At 74.3% G+C, this 19,624-nt stretch carries 17 protein-coding genes and 3 tRNA genes; 19 read left to right on the forward strand and 1 reads right to left on the reverse strand.

The window, feature by feature from the left end; genetic code table 11:
• Positions 1-64: 64 nt before the first annotated feature.
• The 14 genes from ACI797_RS09275 (at position 65) to ACI797_RS09340 (ending at position 15,083) form a co-directional block, all read left to right on the forward strand.
• Positions 65-1,213, forward strand: a complete 1,149-nt coding sequence (locus ACI797_RS09275) for a response regulator transcription factor (protein WP_456858326.1) — start codon at positions 65-67, stop codon at positions 1,211-1,213.
• Between the two features lie 56 nt (positions 1,214-1,269).
• Positions 1,270-2,805: a long-chain-fatty-acid--CoA ligase gene (locus ACI797_RS09280; protein ID WP_456858327.1), complete on the forward strand. Its 1,536-nt coding sequence runs from the start codon at positions 1,270-1,272 to the stop codon at positions 2,803-2,805.
• A 349-nt stretch (positions 2,806-3,154) separates the two neighbouring features.
• Complete coding sequence (locus ACI797_RS09285; protein ID WP_456858328.1) at positions 3,155-4,387, forward strand: C40 family peptidase; 1,233 nt, start codon at positions 3,155-3,157, stop codon at positions 4,385-4,387.
• A gap of 236 nt (positions 4,388-4,623) precedes the next feature.
• Positions 4,624-5,934 carry an AAA family ATPase gene (locus tag ACI797_RS09290; RefSeq protein WP_456858329.1) on the forward strand — a complete coding sequence of 437 codons (1,311 nt, stop codon included), beginning with the start codon at positions 4,624-4,626 and terminating at the stop codon, positions 5,932-5,934.
• Entirely contained in the window at positions 5,931-6,977 is a 1,047-nt protein-coding gene (locus ACI797_RS09295; RefSeq protein ID WP_456858330.1) for a DUF58 domain-containing protein, read from the forward strand. The genes ACI797_RS09290 and ACI797_RS09295 overlap by 4 nt, the downstream gene beginning before the upstream one ends.
• Positions 6,974-7,930, forward strand: a complete 957-nt coding sequence (locus ACI797_RS09300) for a VWA domain-containing protein (RefSeq protein ID WP_456858331.1) — start codon at positions 6,974-6,976, stop codon at positions 7,928-7,930. Before ACI797_RS09295 ends, ACI797_RS09300 begins: the two co-directional genes overlap by 4 nt.
• Before the next feature lie 270 nt (positions 7,931-8,200).
• The gene (locus ACI797_RS09305) at positions 8,201-9,142 is read left to right on the forward strand and encodes a hypothetical protein (protein WP_456858332.1); all 942 of its coding nucleotides are present in this window, start codon (positions 8,201-8,203) and stop codon (positions 9,140-9,142) included.
• A 589-nt stretch (positions 9,143-9,731) separates the two neighbouring features.
• Positions 9,732-12,245 carry a putative bifunctional diguanylate cyclase/phosphodiesterase gene (locus tag ACI797_RS09310; protein ID WP_456858333.1) on the forward strand — a complete coding sequence of 838 codons (2,514 nt, stop codon included), beginning with the start codon at positions 9,732-9,734 and terminating at the stop codon, positions 12,243-12,245.
• A gap of 59 nt (positions 12,246-12,304) precedes the next feature.
• Positions 12,305-12,377, forward strand: a tRNA-Thr gene (locus ACI797_RS09315).
• A 59-nt stretch (positions 12,378-12,436) separates the two neighbouring features.
• A tRNA-Met gene (locus tag ACI797_RS09320) sits at positions 12,437-12,510 on the forward strand.
• A 103-nt stretch (positions 12,511-12,613) separates the two neighbouring features.
• The gene (gene rpmG, locus ACI797_RS09325; protein ID WP_448626809.1) at positions 12,614-12,778 is read left to right on the forward strand and encodes a 50S ribosomal protein L33; all 165 of its coding nucleotides are present in this window, start codon (positions 12,614-12,616) and stop codon (positions 12,776-12,778) included.
• 30 nt (positions 12,779-12,808) lie between these two features.
• Positions 12,809-13,252 carry an FAS1-like dehydratase domain-containing protein gene (locus ACI797_RS09330; RefSeq protein ID WP_456858334.1) on the forward strand — a complete coding sequence of 148 codons (444 nt, stop codon included), beginning with the start codon at positions 12,809-12,811 and terminating at the stop codon, positions 13,250-13,252.
• Positions 13,252-13,659, forward strand: coding sequence for a MaoC family dehydratase (locus ACI797_RS09335; RefSeq protein WP_456858335.1), 408 nt, complete (start codon positions 13,252-13,254; stop codon positions 13,657-13,659). The genes ACI797_RS09330 and ACI797_RS09335 overlap by 1 nt, the downstream gene beginning before the upstream one ends.
• Entirely contained in the window at positions 13,656-15,083 is a 1,428-nt protein-coding gene (locus tag ACI797_RS09340) for a M1 family aminopeptidase (RefSeq protein WP_456858336.1), read from the forward strand. Before ACI797_RS09335 ends, ACI797_RS09340 begins: the two co-directional genes overlap by 4 nt.
• A 37-nt stretch (positions 15,084-15,120) precedes the next feature.
• Here ACI797_RS09340 and ACI797_RS09345 read toward each other — a convergent pair whose 3' ends face one another.
• Positions 15,121-16,371 (reverse strand): pyridoxal phosphate-dependent aminotransferase, encoded by a 1,251-nt coding sequence (locus tag ACI797_RS09345; protein WP_456858337.1) that lies wholly within the window; start codon positions 16,369-16,371, stop codon positions 15,121-15,123.
• Positions 16,372-16,555: 184 nt separating this feature from the next.
• On the opposite strand from ACI797_RS09345, the gene ACI797_RS09350 reads away from it, so the two are divergent.
• From ACI797_RS09350 to rplA, 5 genes are all read left to right on the forward strand, one after another.
• Positions 16,556-16,631 (forward strand) — tRNA-Trp (locus ACI797_RS09350).
• A gap of 64 nt (positions 16,632-16,695) precedes the next feature.
• Positions 16,696-17,238 carry a preprotein translocase subunit SecE gene (gene secE, locus ACI797_RS09355; protein WP_456858338.1) on the forward strand — a complete coding sequence of 181 codons (543 nt, stop codon included), beginning with the start codon at positions 16,696-16,698 and terminating at the stop codon, positions 17,236-17,238.
• Positions 17,239-17,279: 41 nt separating this feature from the next.
• Positions 17,280-18,179 carry a transcription termination/antitermination protein NusG gene (gene nusG, locus ACI797_RS09360; RefSeq protein ID WP_456858339.1) on the forward strand — a complete coding sequence of 300 codons (900 nt, stop codon included), beginning with the start codon at positions 17,280-17,282 and terminating at the stop codon, positions 18,177-18,179.
• 86 nt (positions 18,180-18,265) lie between these two features.
• The gene (gene rplK / locus ACI797_RS09365) at positions 18,266-18,697 is read left to right on the forward strand and encodes a 50S ribosomal protein L11 (protein WP_456540959.1); all 432 of its coding nucleotides are present in this window, start codon (positions 18,266-18,268) and stop codon (positions 18,695-18,697) included.
• Between the two features lie 113 nt (positions 18,698-18,810).
• The gene (gene rplA, locus ACI797_RS09370; protein ID WP_456858340.1) at positions 18,811-19,530 is read left to right on the forward strand and encodes a 50S ribosomal protein L1; all 720 of its coding nucleotides are present in this window, start codon (positions 18,811-18,813) and stop codon (positions 19,528-19,530) included.
• Positions 19,531-19,624: the final 94 nt, after the last annotated feature.

The following is a 19,624-nucleotide window of genomic DNA, read 5'->3' on the forward strand; positions in this document are numbered from 1 at the left end:
GAAGTTGCACCCCCAGACTCCTGGGATACCCGACGTGCCGCGCTGACCTGCACACTGTCGCCCCGTGAGCAGCCTGCTGACCGAACGCGTGCGCGCCCAGGTGGACGGCCTCGCCGTCGGCGGGCTCGACGTCCCCACCTTCAGCGCCTCGGCGCTGGACGCGCTGGCGCGCGCGGTGCCGTTCTCGGCCGCCTGCTTCGCCACCGCCGACCCGGCCACCGGGCTGGTCACCAGCACGGTGAAGTCGGCGCTCGACGACCACCACGACGAGGAGTGGGCGCACTTCGAGTACGTGGTGCCCGACCCGACGGCGTTCCTCGACGTCTCGCGGCGCCCCGGCCGGGTGGTCGGCCTGCGCACCGAGACCGACGGGCGCACCGAGCTGTCGCCGCGGTTCACCGACTTCATCCAGCGCTACTGGGACTTCGGCGACGAGATGCGCGCCGCGCTCACCGTGGACGGCCGCACCTGGGGGTTCCTCGCGCTGTTCCGGGAGGGCGGTACGGGCTTCAGCCCGCTCGAGCAGGAGTTCCTCGGCAGCATCAGCCCGTCGCTGGCCACCGGGCTGCGCGGCGGGCTGCTCGCCGCGGCCGCCGGTCCGGCGCGCGCCGTCGACGGGCCGGCCCTCCTGGTCGTCGACGCGCAGGGGGAGATCGCCTCGGCCAGCATCGGCGCCGCCGCCCAGGTGGCCGAGCTGGGCGGCGGCCGGCTGGGGGAGGAGCAGCTGCCGCTGGCGCTGCTCAGCCTGGTCGGTGCCGCCCGCCGGGTCGTCGCCGACGGCCGGCCCGGCACGCCCCGGGTGCGGCTGCGCACGCGGTCGGGCACGTGGGTGGTCGCCCACGCCTCCCCGCTGCTGTCGCGCCACGGCTCGGGCACCGACGTCGTCGTCACCATCGAGGAGGCCCGGCCGCCGGAGATCGTGCCGATCGTGGTCGCCGCGTTCGGGCTCACCCCGCGGGAGCAGGACGTCGTCCAGCTGGTGCTGCAGGGCGTCGACACCACCGCGATCGCCGCGGCGCTGCACCTGTCGGCCTACACCGTGCAGGACCACCTGAAGTCGATCTTCGCCAAGGTGGGCGTGCGCAGCCGCCGCGAGCTGACCGCGAAGGTCTACTTCGACCAGTACGCGCCGCGTTTCGGCCAGGAGGTCGGCCCGCACGGCTGGTTCGCCGACGGCGCGGGGGTGCCGGCGCCGCGGACCCCGATACCGTGACGGGGACCACGTCGAGCGGCCGGTGACCGCGCCGGCCCGTCCCCCCGGGAGCCGGCATGCGCGTGCCCCTGACCACCCGTGACTTCCTCGACCGCGCCGAGCTGGTCTACGGCGACCGCGTGGGCGTCGTCGACGAGCCCGACCAGCCCGCCCCGTCGCTGGGCGAGGTGACCTACCGCGAGCTGGCCCGGCGGGGCCGGGCGTTCCAGGCCGGCCTCGACGAGCTCGGCATCGGCGAGGGCGAGCGGGTGGCGATCGTCAGCCACAACTCCGCCCGGCTGCTGGAGCTGTTGCTCGCCGTCCCGTCGTCGGGGCGGGTGCTGGTGCCGATCAACTTCCGGCTCTCGCCCGACGAGGTGCGCTACATCGTCGGCCACTCCGGCGCGCGCATGCTGCTCGTCGACCCGGAGCTCGAGGAGTCGCTCAAGGGCGTCGAGGCCGAGCACAAGTTCGGCACGGGGGAGGAGTACGAGCAGCTGCTGCGGTTCGACACCGAGCCCGCGCCGTGGGCCGAGCCCGACGAGGACGCCACCGCGACGATCAACTACACCAGCGGGACGACGGCGCGGCCCAAGGGCGTGCAGATGACCCACCGCAACATCTGGGTCAACGCGGTCACCTTCGGCATGCACATGCAGGTCAGCGACCGCGACGTCTACCTGCACACGCTGCCGATGTTCCACTGCAACGGCTGGGGCATGCCGTACACGACCGCCGGTCTCGGCGCCCGCCAGGTGGTGCTGCGCAAGGTCGACGGCGCCGAGATCCTCCGCCGGGTCGACCGGCACGGCGTGACCCTCATGTGCGGGGCGCCGGCGGTGTGGAACGCCGTCCTGGACGCCGCCCAGCACTGGGACGGCGAGATCCCCGGCCGCGACCGGGTGCGCATCGTCGTCGCCGGCGCCCCGCCGCCGTCGAAGACCATCGCCCGCGTCGAGGCCGAGCTCGGCTGGCAGTTCAACCAGATCTACGGCCTCACCGAGACCGCGCCGCTGCTCACCATCAACCGGCCGCGCGAGGAGTTCGACGCGCTCGACCCCGAGGAGCGGGCGAAGAAGCTGTCGCGCGCCGGGGTGCCGGCGGTCGGCATCCGGCTGCAGACCAGCGAGTCCGGGGAGGTGCTGGCGCAGGGCAACGTCGTCCTCGCCGGCTACTGGGAGAACCCCGACGCCTCCGCCGAGGCGCTCGACGGCGGCTGGTTCCACACCGGCGACGGCGGCTCGCTCGACGACGGCGGCTACCTCACCATCTCCGACCGCAAGAAGGACGTGATCATCACCGGCGGCGAGAACGTCTCCTCGATCGAGGTGGAGGACGCCGTCTTCAGCCACCCGGCCGTGGCCGAGGTCGCCGTCATCGGCATCCCCGACGACAAGTGGGGCGAGCTGGTCACCGCCCTGGTGGTCCGCGCCGAGGGGGAGCAGGTCACCGAGGAGCAGATCATCGCCCACTGCCGCGGCAAGATCGCCGGCTACAAGATCCCCAAGCGGGTCGAGTTCCGCGACGCGATCCCGCGCACCGCCACCGGCAAGATCCAGAAGTTCAAGCTGCGCGAGCAGTTCTGGTCGGGCTCGGAGCGGCAGGTGAACTGACGCCGCTCGAGGGGGCGCGGAGACCGCTGACCACCTGGTTGACTCCCGACATGACCGCGCCACTGCCGGAGCCGGGACCGCCCATCGATCCGGACCAGCCGGTGCCGGACGATCCGGCGGAACTCCTCCCTGACGCCGCAGAGCCGTTGCCCCCGCCGCCGATCGAGTCCACGCCGGAGGACCCCGGCGGGGACCCGGGCGGCGTCCCCGAGCCGGCCTGAGGCCGGACGGGAGGGGGAGACACCGGCTTCACCCCTGCGGGTGACCACCCCTCCTACCCGTCGCTGACCTGGCCGATCGTGGTCCTGGTGCGCCGCTCCTGGGCGCCGGACCCGGGAGGTCGGTCTTCGTGCGAGCGCGTGCCCTGCGGCGTGCGGGAGGGACGGCGCTGGGCGTCGTCGTGACTGCTGCGCTCGCCCTCGGACCCACCGCGGGGCCGGCCTCGGCCGCCCCGTCCCGCCCGAGCGACTCGCAGGTCGCCGCCGCCCGGGCCGCCGCCGACGCCGCCGCCGCCCGCTACGCCGAGCTGTCCGGTCAGCTGGCCGCGGCGCAGGCCGCGGTGTCCGGTGCGCAGGCCGCCTCGGCGATCGCCCTGGACGAGTACCAGGCCAAGCAGGCGCAGTACGACACCGCACGGGTGGCCGCGGAGGCCGCCGCTGCCGCCGCGGCGCAGGCCGCGGCCGACCTGCAGGCCGCCGAGGACGCGCTGATCGCATTCGCGCGGCGCAGCTTCATCTCGCACAGCACCTACCCCGGCGCGGCGGCGCTGCTCGAGGCCGGCAGCCCGGCCGAGCTGATCCAGCGCGCGGCGCTGCTCGACGCCGCGGGCGCGCACCGCGGCGACGAGGTCGACCGGTTCACCGCCGCCAGCGAGGCGGCCGAGCAGGCCGACGCCGCGGCGCAGGAGGGCCTCGCCGTCGCCGGGCAGCTGCAGCAGCAGGCCGCCGACGCGCTCGCCGTCGCCCAGGACGCCGAGCGCGCCGCCCGGCAGCAGGCCGCGGCCGTGCAGGAGCAGCAGGTGCAGCTGCAGGCCGAGCTGGCCGCGGCCCAGTCGCAGCTCGCGGCGCTGATCGGCGAGCAGCAGGCGGCCGACCGGCTGGCGCAGCAGATCGTGTCGCGGCCGACCCCCACCGGGGTCCCGCGCGACGTCACCGAGGCGGGCGCGGGCTCCTCGACGGCGGTGCAGACCGCGATCGCGGCCGGGATGGCCTACCTGGGGACGCCGTACTCGTGGGGCGGCGGCGGGTCGCGCGGCCCGAGCTACGGCATCGACCTCGACGCCGACGTCCACGGCTTCGACTGCAGCGGCCTGACCCAGTACGCGTACGCGCAGGCCGGCGTGTCGATCCCGCGCAACAGCCGGTCGCAGTACTCCGCGCTGCCGAAGGTGGCGCGGGCCGACCTGCAGGCCGGCGACCTGGTCTTCTGGGCCAACGACCCGGGCGACCCGTCGACGATCTACCACGTGGCGATCTGGCTGGGCGACGGCAGGGTGCTGCAGGCGCCGCAGAGCGGCGACGTCGTGAAGGTGTCGCAGATGTGGTGGAGCGGCTATGCCGGCGCGGTGCGGCCCAGCGCCTAGTCCTGCCCGGAACGTAAGGGCGTCGGGCAGCCACGGGGGGAGCTGCCCGACGCGAGGACAAGGCTAGCAGCGTCGGAGCCCTCGCGGGCAGGGGTGTGCGTGCGCGTCGTGTCGCGTGTCGCGGACGGGCGTCCGCCGCCCAGGAACCTGTAGGACACTGGCCGTCGACGGGCATGCCGCCCGCCGACGGCCTCCGACGTCTGCGAGGCCGCCGACCGGCCCGACCAGGGAGCCACGTGACCAGCGCCGCCAGCACCCCTCTCGAGACCCCCGCCCCGTCCGGCAGCTCGGCGGCCGGCGCCCCGGTCCCCCCGTCGGCCGACGCGGCCCGCATCGAGCGCGCGCTGTTCGAGATCAAGCGGGTCATCGTCGGCCAGGACCGCCTGGTGGAGCGGATGCTCGTCGCGCTGCTGGCCCGCGGCCACGTGCTGCTCGAGGGCGTGCCCGGCGTGGCCAAGACCCTGGCCGTCGAGACGCTGGCGACGGTCGTGGGCGGCAAGTTCGCCCGGCTGCAGTTCACCCCCGACCTCGTGCCCGCCGACATCATCGGCACCCGCATCTACAAGGCCGGCCAGGACAGCTTCGCCACCGAGCTCGGCCCGGTGTTCGCCAACTTCGTCCTGACCGACGAGATCAACCGCGCCCCGGCGAAGGTGCAGTCGGCCCTGCTCGAGGTCATGGCCGAGCGCCAGGTCTCCATCGGCGGCGTCACCCACCCGCTGCCCGACCCGTTCCTGGTGCTGGCCACGCAGAACCCGATCGAGTCCGAGGGCGTGTACCCGCTGCCCGAGGCCCAGCGCGACCGGTTCCTCATGAAGGTGCTCGTCGACTACCCGAGCCCCGAGGAGGAGCGGGAGATCATCTACCGGATGGGCTCCGAGCCGCCGGTGGCGGAGACCGTGCTCTCGCCCGAGGACCTCGTGCGCATGCAGAGGACGGCCTCCCGCGTCTTCGTGCACCACGCCCTGGTCGACTACGTCGTCCGGCTGGTGGTGGCCACCCGCTCGCCGCGCGAGCACGGCATGGACGACGTCGCGACCTGGGTCTCCTACGGCGCCAGCCCGCGCGCGTCGCTGGGCCTGATCGCGGCGGCGCGGGCGCTGGCGCTGGTCCGCGGCCGCGACTACGTGCTGCCGCAGGACGTCCTCGACGTGACCGCCGACGTGCTGCGCCACCGGCTGGTCCTCTCCTACGACGCCCTGGCCGACGGCGTGCCGGCCGACCACGTGGTCAAGCGGATCGTGCAGACGGTGCCGCTGCCGCAGGTGGCGCCGCGGCAGCGGGCGGCCGGCTTCGGGCCGAGCGGGCCCGGCGGTCCGCACGTGCCGCCGCAGCAGGCGCCGGTGTTCGGGGTGCCGGCCGCGGCGCCGCAGTTCGGGCCGCCCGCCGGCCCGCCGCAGCAGCCGCCGCACGGCCTCGCGCCCCAGGGCCCGCAGGGTCCGCAGGTGCCGGCGGCGCAGCCGCCGTCGCCCAACGGCGGGCCCGCGCCGCAGGGTCCCGCCGGCAACGGCTTCGTCCAGGGCGCGTCGAACCCGCCCCGTCCGTGACGCCGCTGTTCCGCCGAGGGAGCAGCCTCCAGCAGCCGGCCCAGCCGGCGCCGGAGCACCCCGGACTGCTGCTGCACGCGGCGACGCCGGGCTCCGGGATCGAGCCGGGCGGTGGGGACGGCACCGGCGCGCCGCCGCGCTTCACCGACGGCCCGGCCGACGTGCTGCTGCGCCGGCTCGAGCTCACCGTGCGCCGCCGCCTGGACGGGCTGCTGCAGGGCGACCACCTCGGCCTCGTCCCGGGGTCGGGCAGCGAGGCCGGCGACTCCCGCACCTACCACCCCGGCGACGACGTCCGGCGCATGGACTGGCCGGTCACCGCGCGCACCCAGGTGCCGCACGTGCGGGAGACGATCGCCGACCGGGAGCTGGAGACCTGGGCGGTCGTCGACCTGTCGGCCAGCCTCGACTTCGGGACGGCGAACTGCCAGAAGCGCGACCTGGTCATCGCCGGGCTGGCCGCGGTCAGCCACCTGACCGTGCACGGCGGCAACCGGCTCGGCGCCGTCGTCACCACCGGTGAGCGGGTCGACCGCTACCCGGCGCTGAGCGGGAAGCTGGCCGCCGAGCGGCTGCTGCGCTCGGTGGTCGCGACGCCGCGGGCGACCGGTGGCCGGCGCGGCGACCTGGCCGCCGCGCTCGAGACGCTGCGCCGTCCGCACCGCCGCCGCGGGCTGGTCGTCGTCCTCTCCGACTTCCTCGGCGACAGCGACTGGGAGCGACCGCTGCGCGGGCTGGCCGCCCGGCACGAGCTGCTCGCGATCGAGGTGGTCGACCCGCGCGAGCTGGAGCTGCCCGACGTCGGCGACCTCGTCGTCGTCGACCCCGAGACCGGGCAGACGCTCGAGGTGCCCACCGGCAACGCCGAGTTCCGGGCGCGGTTCGCCGCGGGGGCCGCCGCCCAGCGGCAGGCCGTCGCCGCCGCGCTGCGCCGGGCCGGCGCCGGCCACCTGCAGCTGCGCACCGACCGCGACTGGCTCATGGACGTCGTCCGTTTCGTCGCCGACCGCCGGCGCGCCGGCACCGGAGGGGCCTCCCGATGACCTTCCAGTCCCCGCTGTGGCTGCTCCTGCTGCTGGCCGTCGCGGCGCTGGTGGCGCTGTACGTCGTCCTGCAGCTGCGCCGCAAGCGCTACGCCGCGCGGTTCACCAACGTGGCGCTGCTCGGGTCGCTGGTGCCCAAGCGGCCCGGCTGGCGGCGGCACGTGGCGTTCGCCGTCGTCGTCCTCGGGCTGGCCGCGCTCGTGGTCTCCCTCGCCGTCCCGAGCGCCGAGGTGCGGGTGCCGCGCGAGCGGGCCACGGTGATCATGGCCGTCGACGTGTCGCTGTCGATGAAGGCGACCGACATCGAGCCCACCCGCTTCCAGGCGATGCAGACCGCGGCGAAGCAGTTCGTCGACGTGCTGCCCGAGCGGATCAACCTGGGCCTGGTCTCGTTCGCCGGCTCGGCGACCACGCTGGTGCCCCCCACGACCGACCGCGGCCAGGTGCGCGGGGCGATCGACAACCTCGAGCTGGCCGAGGCGACGGCGATCGGCGAGGCGGTGTTCACCTCGCTCACGGCGATCGAGAACTTCCAGAACAGCCTGGACACCCCGAGCGAGGACCTGCCGCCGGCCCGGATCGTGCTGCTCTCCGACGGCTACAACACCGTCGGCCGCGACGACACCCAGGCCATCGACGCGGCCGTCGCCGCCGGGATCCCGGTGTCGACGATCGCGTTCGGCACCGACTTCGGCACCCTCGACCTCAACGGCGAGACGGTGCCGGTGCCGGTCGACCGGGCCACGCTGGAGCGGATCGCCGACGAGACCGGCGGCAGCTACAGCGAGGCCGCCAGCGCCTCGGAGCTGGAGCGGGTGTACGCCGACCTGGGCAGCCAGATCGGCTACACCACCGAGCCCAAGGACATCAGCCCGTGGTTCGTGCGGACCGGTGTCTTCCTCGCGTTCCTCGGCGCCGTCCTCAGCCTCTTCTGGACCTCGAGACTGCTGTAGGTGCGTTTTGGGGGCGGGCGGGGGGGGGCGGGTCGGGGGGGGGGTGGGCCCGGCGCGGGCGGGGGGGGCGGGGCGGGGCGGGGGGCGCGGGGGGGGGCGCGGCTGCGGGGGGGGGTGCGGGCCGGCCCGGGGCCGGCGCGCGCGCCGCCCCCCCCCCCCCCCCCCCCCCCCCCCCCCCCCCCCCCCCCCCCCCCCCCCCGGCAGGGGGTAACGACGGCGGCGCGGCTGGGCGCCGGCGCGCCCGACCCCGTCCCGCTGCTGCTCGACCGGGTGGCCGGCTCGGGGGACCCGGCCGCCGCCGCGGTGCTGCTCGCCGAGCGGGACGCCTGGTCGGCCCTGCTCGCACGGCACTGGACGGACGGCGGCGCGCTGGCGGACGTGGTCGGCGCGGCCGCGGTCGCCCACGGCCCGGAGGGCGGTGCCGCGGTCGCCGCCGGGCTGGCGGCGCTGGGGAGCGGTCTGTCCCCGGCCGATCCGGGCGCGTGGACCGTGGACCGGACGACGGCCGCCGTGCTCGCCCCGGCGCTCGGTGCGGCGCTCGCCGCGCAGGTCGACGTCGTCACCTCCCTGCTGGCCGCCGCCGCGGCGGGCGGGCCGCTCACCGCCGTCCAGGACGAGTCGCTCCGGGGGCTCGGCTACCTCACGGTCGACGAGGACGCCGCGGCCGGCGTCGCCGCGGCCGTCGGGCAGAGGGCAGCGGGGGAGGGGGCCGCGGGCGCGGCGGTCGTCGGCGCGTTCCTCGCCACCCGCGAGTACGGGCAGCGGCTGGACCACGCCCTCGACGCCGTCGAGGTGATGACCGCGGCGGTGGACCGCCAGATCACCTGGCAGATCACGGTGGGCGTGCCCACCACGATCCTCACCGAGTTCCTCGACCGCACCCTGGTCGGGCGGGTGGCCTCGGAGGTGGTCCAGCAGGTGGAGGGGCTGGCCGTCGAGGCGGTGGACGCGGACGGGTCGTGGGAGGTGCCTCCGGACGACGGCCCGGTGTTCGACCGGGAGCAGGCCGCCGGTGCCGCGGCCGGACCCGGCCCCGGGGACGCCGCCGCGGAGGCCCGCGAGCGCGCCCGGGTCGGCTTCGACCGCACCGGACGCATCCTGGGCGTGCCCGAGCTGCCGCGCCCGGACGAGGCGCTGCCGTGGGAGCGGCTGCCCACGCCATCCGACGGGCTCCGGGATCTCGTCGAGGACGGCCGCCGCGGCGGCCGCTGAGGGTCGTGGCGGTGAGCCGTGCGCGGCCGACCAGGGACTTCGTGCTCTGTCGCGAGTTCCACCGGTGTCTTTCCGCACGTGTGGGGCGCGCCGGGGCGGGTAGCGGTGCCCGGAAGCCGCGCCTCTCGCGCCCCACGAGCCCCTGCGTCCCCCGATCCAGTGACGTGTCGTCTGTCTTCGATCACGCAACGTGACGGCACGACTGAGCCTCACGCGGACGTGATCAGCGGTGCTTGCTCGGACGGGTGACGGGAAGCAATGTCACCGGCGCGGTCCGTACCGAACGACGCTCTGCCCCCGCGCGTGGGTGACTGCCGCACCAAAGCAGTCGTTCATGCCTGAGGAGGCGTCATGAGCAGCACGCAGCGCAGTGGCCGCTGGGGTCGTTCCGGTCGTTGGGGCCGTTCCGGCCGCTGGGGCTGAGCCCCGCACCTATTGCACTTCACCAGAGGGGGCAGGCGGTCTCGGACCGCCTGCCCCCTTCGGGTGTGCACGCCCTGGCAACGAGCCTTTCCGCTGTTAGCCTCGGCGCGATTCTTCCCCTCCCCAGAAACGGGTCCCGTTGGCCGAGCCTGAGCAGCGCACTGCCGTGCGCGCCCCCGTGCGGCGGAACCCGTGGAACGCCACCGCGGTCGCCTGCGTGTTCGGGCTCCCGGCGTTGGTCGTCGTGCTAGGGGCCACGTACCGCCCGGTCGGCGCCCTCGCCGTCCTCGGCGTGTTCCTCCTCTTCCTCGCCACCGAGTCCGTCCCGATCCACTTCGAGTTCCGCAAGCAGACGTTCGGCTGGTCGGCCAACGAGGTCGCCCTGGTCGTCGCCCTCGCGGAGGTGGGCGGCGCGTGGACCGTCATCGCCCGCCTGGTCGCGCTGGCCCTCGTGCTGGTGGTAGGGCGCTACTCGCTGGCGAAGATCGCCTTCAATCTCGCGATCGCGGTCATCGAGGTGGCCGTCGCCGTCGGAGTGCTCGCCCTGCTGCCGCACAGCGACCTGACGTCGCCGGTCACGTGGCTGTCCTACCTGGCCGCCGTTGTGCTCGCCGACGTCCTCGGCGCCCTGTTCATCGCCGCGGCGATCACCGCCACCCAGGGCTATCCCGGTCGCGACCTGTGGACCAGCCTGTTCGTCCCCATCGCCATCGTCAGCCCGATGTCGGTGATCGTCGGCCTGGGGGCGGTGCTGCTGGTCGACCAGACGCTGTGGGCGTGGGCGCTGCTCGCGCCGATCGTCGCCGCGCTCGCGCTGCTCTACCGCCGCTTTGGGCAGGTCAGCCGCGAGGGCGATCGGCTCGAGCGCGTCTACGAGTTCGCGCGCCGGGTCGAGCAGATCCCCGCGGACGAGGACGGCGCCCGGCAGATCGTGCTCGCCGTCCGCGACCTGCTCAACGCCGAGCGGGTGGCGCTGTGGCTGCCCCCGTACCTCGACGAGGAGCCGCGCCTGGTCGTGGCCGCCGAGGACGGCGCCGTCTGGTACGACGGGCCGGGCGACCCCGACGACCTGTTCCGCCGGCGCGCCGTGGACGCCGGCGCCGAGGGGCCGGTGCACGTCTCGCTCGCCCGCGCCGACGCGCAGGAGGCCGCCGCCCTGGCCCGCCGGCACGCCGCCGACCTCATCGGCGCCGCCGTCGTCACGGCCGCGGGGGAGCCGGGCTACCTCGAGGTCTGCGACCGGCGCAGCGACGTCGTGAACTTCGGCGAGGGCGACCGCGCCGCGCTGGAGAGCATGCTCACCCACGTCAACGCGGCGATCCGGCAGCAGCAGCTGCTGACGCAGATCCGCTACGACGCCGACCACGACCGGCTCACCGGGCTGCCCAACCGGCAGCGGCTGGCTGCCGAGATCGACGCGCTGCTGGCCGCCGACCCGGTCGCCGCGCGCGCCGGGCTCATCCTCGCCGCGCTGGACAACTACACCGAGGTCACCGACACCCTCGGGCACGCCGCCAGTGACGAGCTGCTGCTGGTCACCGCGGGGCTGCTGCGCGAGCACGCGCCGCCGCAGGCCCTGCTGGCGCGCATGGAGGGCGACCAGTTCGCCGTCCTGCTGCCGGGGCTGTCCCTGGCCGCGACCGAGCGGGCCGCCCGCCGGCTCCGCGAGGCGACCTCCACCCGCGCCCGCGTGGCCGGCCTCGACCTGGAGGTCACGCTCAGCATCGGCGTCGCCGCCGCGCCCGTGCACGGCGCTGACGCGGGCACGCTCATGCAGCGGGCCGACGTCGCGCTGCTGGCCGCGTCGGGGTCCAGCGGCGTCGCCAGCTACCACCCCGTGCTGGACCAGCAGAGCCTGCGCCGGCTGCAGCTGGGCACCGAGATCGAGCAGGCCATGGCCGACGGGCACATCACCGTCGTCTTCCAGCCGATCATCGACGCCCGGACGTCGGACATCGTCTCGGTCGAGACGCTCGTGCGGTGGGCGCACCCCCGCTACGGGGCCATCCCGCCCGACGACTTCATCCACCTCGCCGAGCAGATCGGCCGGATCGGCCCGCTGACCGACCACGTGCTGGACCTTGCGCTGGCGCGCTGCCGGCGGTGGCTGGACCAGGACATCGCGCTGTCGGTCGCCGTCAACCTCTCCGCGCGCTGCCTCACCGAGGTCGACCTGGTCGACCGGGTGCGGCGCGCGCTGCGCCGGCACGGCGTCCCCGGCGAGCTGCTCACGCTCGAGCTCACCGAGGGCAGCGTCATCGACGACACGGTGCGCAACAGCTCGGTGCTGGCCGACCTGCACGCGCTGGGGCTGCGGCTGTCGATGGACGACTTCGGCACCGGCTACTCGTCGCTGTCCCAGCTGCGCCAGCTGCCGATCGACGAGGTCAAGATCGACAAGTCCTTCGTGCTGGGCATGTCCACCAGCCAGGGCGAGTCGTTCATCGCCCGGTCGATCATCGAGCTGGCGCACAACCTGGGTCTCCGCGTCGTCGCCGAGGGCGTCGAGGACGAGCTGACCCGCAACCTGCTCGCCGAGATGGGCTGCGACAAGCTCCAGGGCTTCCTGGTCAGCCGCCCGCTGCCCGACGAGCGGCTGGAGAGCTGGCTGCTCGCCCGCACCGGGGTCCGGTCCGCCGCGCCCGGCGCCACCCACCGGCGGCTGTTCGTCCGCACCTGAGGCAGGCCCCCTCAGGGCGGCCGGGAGGCGTCGGGTACAGTTCCCAGCAGTCCGGCAACGCCCCTTTAGCTCAGTCGGCAGAGCGTCTCCATGGTAAGGAGAAGGTCTACGGTTCGATTCCGTAAAGGGGCTCGTAACATCGAGAAGCGACCGACCGGTCCTGTCGCGAGACCGGGCCGCGCGGTCGTCCCGGCGGTGTAGCTCAGCCAGGCAGAGCAAGCGGCTCATAATCGCTGTGTCACCGGTTCAAATCCGGTCACCGCTACTCACCACGGACCCCCTCGGGGGTCCGTCGCCGTGTCGGCAACCCCGCCGGCACGCGGGTCGTCCAGGGGACGGCCCGACCGACAAGGCTAGGAGCGCACACCGTGGCAGCCACCGACATCCGCCCGAAGATCACCCTGGCCTGCCAGGAGTGCAAGAACCGCAACTACATCACCCGCAAGAACCGGCGCAACGACCCCGACCGGCTCGAGCTGAAGAAGTACTGCCCGCACGACCGCAAGCACACGGTCCACCGCGAAACGCGCTGACGCGTCCGGCAGCGGGACGAGGGCGGGAGCATGGCGCTGGACCCAGGACTGGTCGGGCGCAGCTACCCGCCCTCGGACGTCTACGAGGTCGGTCGCGCGAAGATCGCCGAGTTCGCCGCGGCGATCGGTGACCCCGACCCGGTGCACCGCGACGCGGCGGCCGCCCGCGCGGCCGGGCACCCCGACGTCGTCGCCCCGCCGACGTTCGCCATCGTGGTGAGCCTCGAGGCGGCCACGAGCGTCCTCGACGACCCCGACGTCGGCCTGGACTACAGCCGGGTCGTCCACGGCGAGCAGAAGTTCGCCCACCACCGCCCGATCCGCGCCGGTGACCGGCTGGTCGCCACGACCACCATCGAGAACGTCCGGACCGTGGCGGGCAACGACATGCTCACGACCCGGGTGGAACTCGCCACCGAGGACGGCGAAGCGGTCTGCACGGCCACCTCCATGCTCGTCGCGCGGGGCGCCTGATGGCCGTCGAGGTGGGCACGGAGCTGCCCGAGCAGACCTTCCCGGTCACCCGCGCCGACCTGGTCCGCTACGCCGGCGCCTCGGGCGACTTCAACCCGATCCACTGGAACCAGCGCGTGGCCACCTCGGTGGGCCTGCCCGACGTCATCGCCCACGGGATGCTGACCATGGCGCTCGCCGGGCGCGCGGTCACCTCGTGGGCCGGCGACCCGGCCGCGCTGGTCGAGTACCACGTCCGGTTCGGCCGGCCCGTCGTCGTACCGGACGACGACACCGGCACGACGGTGACCGTCCGTGGCAAGGTCGCCGCCGTGCTCGACGACGACCGCTACCGGGTGGACCTGACCGTCACCAGCGCCGGCGAGAAGGTGCTCTCCCTGGCCCGGGCCGTCGTCCACCTGCCGTGAGGCGGGCGCGCGGCGGGGCGGCCCTGGCCGCCCTGCTGGTGCTGACCGGCTGCACGTCGTTCGTCGACGGCATGTCCGCGCCCGCGGCGGCCCCCTCCGGCGGTGCGCCCGAGGACGAGGGGTTCAGCTGCCCGGCCGAACGCGCCGAGCCCGATCCCGACCGCCCGGTGGTCGATCTCGAGTTCCGGCTGTCCGACGACGGGACGACGGTCACCGGCACCGAGACGGTCACCTTCACCCCCGACCTGGACACCGACCGGCTGGTGTTCCGCCTGGTGGCCAACGCGCCGCCGTCCGCCCGGTCGGGCAACCAGCTCACCGTCGACGAGGTGCGCGGCGACGACGTCGAGGCGGGGCGTTACGTCGCCGCCGGGGCGGCCGATCCCGGCGGCCTGTACGAGGTCGCCCTGGACGGCGAGCTGGCCGCCGGCGACCCCACCGAGGTCGAGCTGGACTTCACCCTCCGGCTGGGCGGCGGCGAGTTCGACCGGTTCGGCACCGACGACGGCCTGTCCTGGTGGGCCAGCGGGTTCCCGCTGCTGGCCTGGGAGCCGGGCGTCGGCTGGGCCGAGGACCCCTTCGTGCAGCTGCAGGGCGAGACGGCGAGCAGCCCGGTCGCCGACACCACGATCTCCGTGTCGGCCCCCGAGGCGCTGACCGTGCTCATGACCGGCGACATGGCCGAGCCGTCGGCACCCGAGGACGGCCGGCGGACGTGGACCTCCACCGAGCCGGTCGCCCGCGACGTCAGCGTCGCCGCCGGCGACTTCACCACCGAGGAGCGGACGACGGAGGGCGGCACGCGGGTCACCGTGGGCGTGCTGCCCGGGGGAGACCTCGAGCTGGGGCAGCTGGCCGACTGGACCGTGCAGGCGATCACCGACCTCGAGGGCCGGTTCGGGCCGTTCCCCTACGAGACCCTCACCGTGCCGCTGCTGCCCTCGTACGGCGGGGGCATCGAGTACCCCAGCAGCATCCTCATGGCCGCGCCGAGCCGGAACGTGCTGGTGCACGAGGTCGGGCACATGTGGTTCTACGGGATGGTCGGCGACTCGCAGTTCCGCGACCCGTGGCTGGACGAGGCGTTCGCCACCTTCACCGAGTCGGTGAACTACGCGGCGAACGGCAGCGCCGTCGACCGGGCGCTGCAGCGGCCGGGCGAGGTGGGCGGGTCGATGGACGAGTTCCCCGACGACGACGCCTACTTCTCCACCGTCTACGGCAAGGGCGGCGCCGCGCTGCTGGCCGCGCGGGAGGCCGCCGGCGCGGAGGCGTTCGACGCGGCGATGCGCTGCTACGTCGACGCCAACGCCTGGACGATCGCGACCCCGGCCGACGTCGCGGCCGCGTTCGCCCAGGTGCCGCCCGCGCTGGCGGTCCTCCTGCAGGCGGGCGCGGTGTCCAAGGAGTCCCTGGACCGCTGAGGAAGGACCCCGCTGCCCCCCCGCAGCGGGGTCGACCTCACCCTGCCGAGCCCAGCAGGCGCTGCAGGCGGCCGACGCCCTCGGCCAGGTCGTCGTCGCCCAGGGCGTAGGACAGCCGCAGGTAGCCCGGGGTGCCGAACGCCTCGCCCGGCACGACCGCGACCTCGGCCTGCTCCAGGACGATCTCCGCGAGCTCCACGGTGTCCTGCGCCGTCCGGCCGCCGATGTCGCGGCCCAGCAGGCCCTTCACCGACGGGTAGACGTAGAAGGCGCCCTGCGGCTCGGGGCAGGCCACGCCCGGGATCTCGCGGAGCATCGAGACGATCGTCCGCCGCCGGCGGTCGAACGCCTCGCGCATCGTGGCCACCGCGGACAGGTCGCCGTTCAGCGCCGCCACGGCGGCCGCCTGGGAGACGTTGGCCACGTTGCTGGTGGCGTGCGACTGCAGGTTGGTGGCCGCCTTGACGACGTCGGCGGGGCCCACGACCCAGCCCACCCGCCAGCCGGTCATGGCGTAGGTCTTGGCGACGCCGTTGACCACGACGCAGCGGTCGGCCAGCTCGGGGACGACGACGGGCAGCGACGGCGCGGTGGCCCCGTCGTAGGTGAGGTGCTCGTAGATCTCGTCGGTGAGCACCCACAGGCCGGCCTCGAGGGCCCAGCGGCCGATCTCCTCGACCTGCTCGCGCGGGTACACCGCACCGGTCGGGTTGGACGGCGAGCAGAACAGCAGCGCCTTGGTGCGCGGCGTGCGGGCGGCCTCCAGCTGCGCGGCCGACACCAGGTAGCCGCTCTGCTCGTCGGCCACGACCGGCACCGGCACGCCGCCGGCCAGCCGGATCGCCTCCGGGTAGGTGGTCCAGTACGGCGCGGGCAGCAGCACCTCGTCGCCCGGGTCGAGCATCGTGGCGAACGCCTCGTAGACGGCCTGCTTGCCACCGTTGGTGACCAGCACGTTGGCCGGGGTGATCGACAGCCCCGAGTCGCGCGCCGTCTTGGCGACGATCGCCTCCTTGAGCGCCGGGAGGCCGCCGGCGGGGGTGTACCGGTGCATCGCCGGCTGCCGGCAGGCGGCGACGGCGGCCTCGACGACGTAGTCCGGCGTCGGGAAGTCCGGCTCGCCGGCGCCGAAGCCGATGACCGGCTTGCCGGCCGCCTTGAGCGCCTTCGCCTTGGCGTCGACCGCCAGGGTCGCCGACTCGGTGATCGCGGCGATGCGGCGGGAGATGCGGCGCTGCGCGGGCGGCAGCTCGGACAGGGCGGGCTCCGAGGAGGAGACGGCGGTCATGCGTTCATCGTGTCAAAGACCACCGCCGTCCCGCCTCCGAGTACCGGGCTCGGACCGACGTTGGCCCTTCCCGATCGCGGTCCCGTACACTGGCTGTCCTGGGGCAGTTGACCCCGCCACCGGCGTGCCCCGGATCCACCTCCTGCGGGCCCGGCGTTGCCGTGGCGAGGTCTGCGGTTCCCCTAGGGGTGTAGCTCAATTGGCAGAGCAGCGGTCTCCAAAACCGCAGGCTGCAGGTTCAAGTCCTGTCACCCCTGCCAGCACCACACGCGACAGACGGCCCCTCCGCCGGACGGGCCACCACCACGAGGCGAGCGAGGCGCAGTGAGCGACGAGAAGCCGGGACGCGACGACGACGCGCGCACCCCTTCCGACGCCGAGCTGACCGACGAGCAGCTCGACGCGGAGGCCCCGGGCGTCGACGACGCCGCCGAGCTCGAGGCCGCCGAGGACGAGGTGGCCGCCGAGGCCGCGGAGGACGAGGACAAGGTCGTCGCGCCCGCGCGCCGTCGCCGGGGCCGGATCACGGCCGACGACGAGGACGACGAGGACGACGACGAGCCGGCCCCGCGCTCCCGCCGGGCGGCGCGCGAGCGCACCCCGTCGCGGCCGGCCGCGCGGGCCGGTGCGGGCACCCGCTCCCGGGCCGCGGCCGAGAAGGCCCGCGCCGGGGAGGTCCGGCAGCGCCGCAGCCTCCGCCGGTTCCTGCGCGAGGTGGTCGCCGAGCTCCGCAAGGTGATCTGGCCCGGCCGCCGTGAGCTGATCACCTACACGACGGTGGTCATCATCTTCGTGGCGTTCATCGTCGCCCTGGTGGCCGGTCTGGATCTGCTGTTCGCCCAGGGCGTGCTCGCGGTCTTCGGCTGACCGCCCCCACGCCCCGCACACCCGACGAGGAAGAGATCTCCGTGACCGACCCCCGCGAACCCTTCGACACCGACAGCGCCGTCGAGGCCACCGACCTCGACGACGCGCGGTTCGACGTGCGCGGTTCCGTGGACGTCGAGACCGACGCCGGCGGGCCCGGTGCCGCCGAGAGCTCCACCGACACCGCCGCCCTCGACACCGCCTCCGAGGTCGCCGACGTGACCCCGGAGGTCGAGAGCGGTGACGCCGACAGCCTGGTGAGCGACCCGCTGGCCGCGCCCGCGCCGCCCTCCGACGACGCGCTCGTCGAGGACGACGAGGAGGCCGACCCGGCCGAGGCCATGCGCAAGAAGCTGCGGATGATGCCGGGCGACTGGTACGTCGTGCACAGCTACGCCGGCTACGAGAACAAGGTGAAGACCAACCTCGAGGCGCGCATCCAGTCGCTGGACGTCGAGGACTACATCTACCAGATCGAGGTGCCCACCGAGGAGGTCACCGAGATCAAGAACGGCAAGCGCGCGCAGGTCAACCGCAAGGTCCTGCCGGGCTACCTGCTGGTCCGCATGGAGCTCAACGACGAGTCGTGGGGCGCGGTCCGCAACACCCCGGGCGTCACCGGCTTCGTCGGCGCCACCTCCAAGCCCTCGCCGCTGACCATCGACGAGGTGGTGAAGATCCTGACGCCGGCCGTCACCCCGCAGGCGGCGAAGGCGACCGAGGCCGCCACGACCGGTGGGGCCGCCCCGTCGGGCGCCGCCGCCGCCGTCGTCGACTTCGAGGTCGGCGAGTCGGTCACCGTCATGGACGGGCCGTTCGCGACCCTGCCCGCGACGATCAACGAGATCAACGCCGAGCAGCAGAAGCTGCAGGTGCTCGTCTCCATCTTCGGCCGGGAGACGCCGGTCGAGCTCTCGTTCAACCAGGTCTCGAAGATCTAGAAGGACCCCGGTGCCCCCCAGCCCTCGCTCCGCTCGGGCCGGGACCCTGCACCGGGGCCGTTCCATCCCGTCACCAGAAGGAAGTCATGCCCCCCAGGAAGCGGTTGACCGCGGTCATCAAGCTCCAGATCAACGCCGGTGCGGCCACCCCCGCGCCGCCCGTGGGTCCGGCGCTGGGCCAGCACGGCGTCAACATCATGGAGTTCTGCAAGGCGTACAACGCCGCGACCGAGTCGCAGCGCGGCAACGTCATCCCGGTCGAGATCTCGGTCTACGAGGACCGCTCGTTCACCTTCGTCACCAAGACCCCGCCGGCCGCGCGCATGCTGCTCAAGGCCGCCGGTGTCGAGAAGGGCTCGGGCGAGCCGCACAAGACCAAGGTCGCCACGGTCACCCGTGACCAGGTCCGCGAGATCGCGCAGACCAAGATGGCCGACCTGAACGCCAACGACCTCGACCAGGCCGAGAAGATCATCGCCGGCACCGCCCGGTCGATGGGCATCACCGTCACCGGCTGAGCGTTGCACCCACCGGAGCGCTCGCTCCGGATCCAGCACTCGTGGGAGGGCCGCGCCAGGCCCGCACACCACACGACCTCCCGGTGACCTGATCCCGGGGGAGAGGAACCACCATGGCGAAGCACGGCAAGAAGTTCCTCGAGGCGGCCAAGAAGGTCGACCGCGAGAACCTGTACTCCCCGCTGCAGGCGGTCACCCTGGCCAAGGAGACCTCGCCGACCAGCTACGACGCCACCGTCGAGGTGGCCATGCGGCTGGGCGTCGACCCGCGCAAGGCCGACCAGATGGTCCGCGGCACGGTCAACCTGCCGCACGGCACCGGCAAGACCGCCCGCGTCATCGTCTTCGCGACCGGTGACAAGGCCGCCGAGGCCGAGGCCGCCGGCGCCGACGTCGTCGGCTCGGACGACCTGATCGAGCGCATCCAGGGCGGCTTCCTGGACTTCGACGCCGCGATCGCGACCCCCGACCAGATGGCCAAGGTCGGCCGGATCGCCCGCATCCTCGGTCCCCGCGGCCTGATGCCGAACCCCAAGACCGGCACCGTGACCCCCGACGTCGCCAAGGCCGTCGCGGACATCAAGGGCGGGAAGATCAACTTCCGCGTCGACAAGCAGGCCAACCTGCACCTGGTGATCGGCAAGGCGTCGTTCGACCAGGCCAAGCTGGTCGAGAACTACGCCGCCGCCCTCGACGAGGTGCTCCGGGCCAAGCCCGCCGCCGCCAAGGGCCGGTACCTGAAGAAGGTCACCTTCTCCACCACCATGGGCCCCGGCATCCCGGTGGACCCGAACCGCACCCGCAACCTGACGGTGGACGAGACCTCCGCGTGAGTTCCACCCGCTGAAGGGCCCCGCCCCCCCCCCCGCCGGCGGGCCCCTTGCTCAACAGGGGGCGGCCGCGTGTGGCGGCTCCCGGGGTCAGGGG

Source organism: Geodermatophilus sp. SYSU D00691 (assembly GCF_054050275.1).

Excerpts from the sequence above, each read along its gene's own strand:
- ACI797_RS09280 (WP_456858327.1), top strand. The coding sequence starts at position 1,270 with ATGCGCGTGCCCCTGACCACCCGTGACTTCCTCGACCGCGCCGAGCTG.
- ACI797_RS09300 (WP_456858331.1), top strand. The coding sequence starts at position 6,974 with ATGACCTTCCAGTCCCCGCTGTGGCTGCTCCTGCTGCTGGCCGTCGCG.
- ACI797_RS09330 (WP_456858334.1), top strand. The coding sequence starts at position 12,809 with ATGGCGCTGGACCCAGGACTGGTCGGGCGCAGCTACCCGCCCTCGGAC.
- ACI797_RS09335 (WP_456858335.1), top strand. The coding sequence starts at position 13,252 with ATGGCCGTCGAGGTGGGCACGGAGCTGCCCGAGCAGACCTTCCCGGTC.
- ACI797_RS09345 (WP_456858337.1), bottom strand. The coding sequence starts at position 16,371 with ATGACCGCCGTCTCCTCCTCGGAGCCCGCCCTGTCCGAGCTGCCGCCC.
- rplK (WP_456540959.1), top strand. The coding sequence starts at position 18,266 with ATGCCCCCCAGGAAGCGGTTGACCGCGGTCATCAAGCTCCAGATCAAC.
- rplA (WP_456858340.1), top strand. The coding sequence starts at position 18,811 with ATGGCGAAGCACGGCAAGAAGTTCCTCGAGGCGGCCAAGAAGGTCGAC.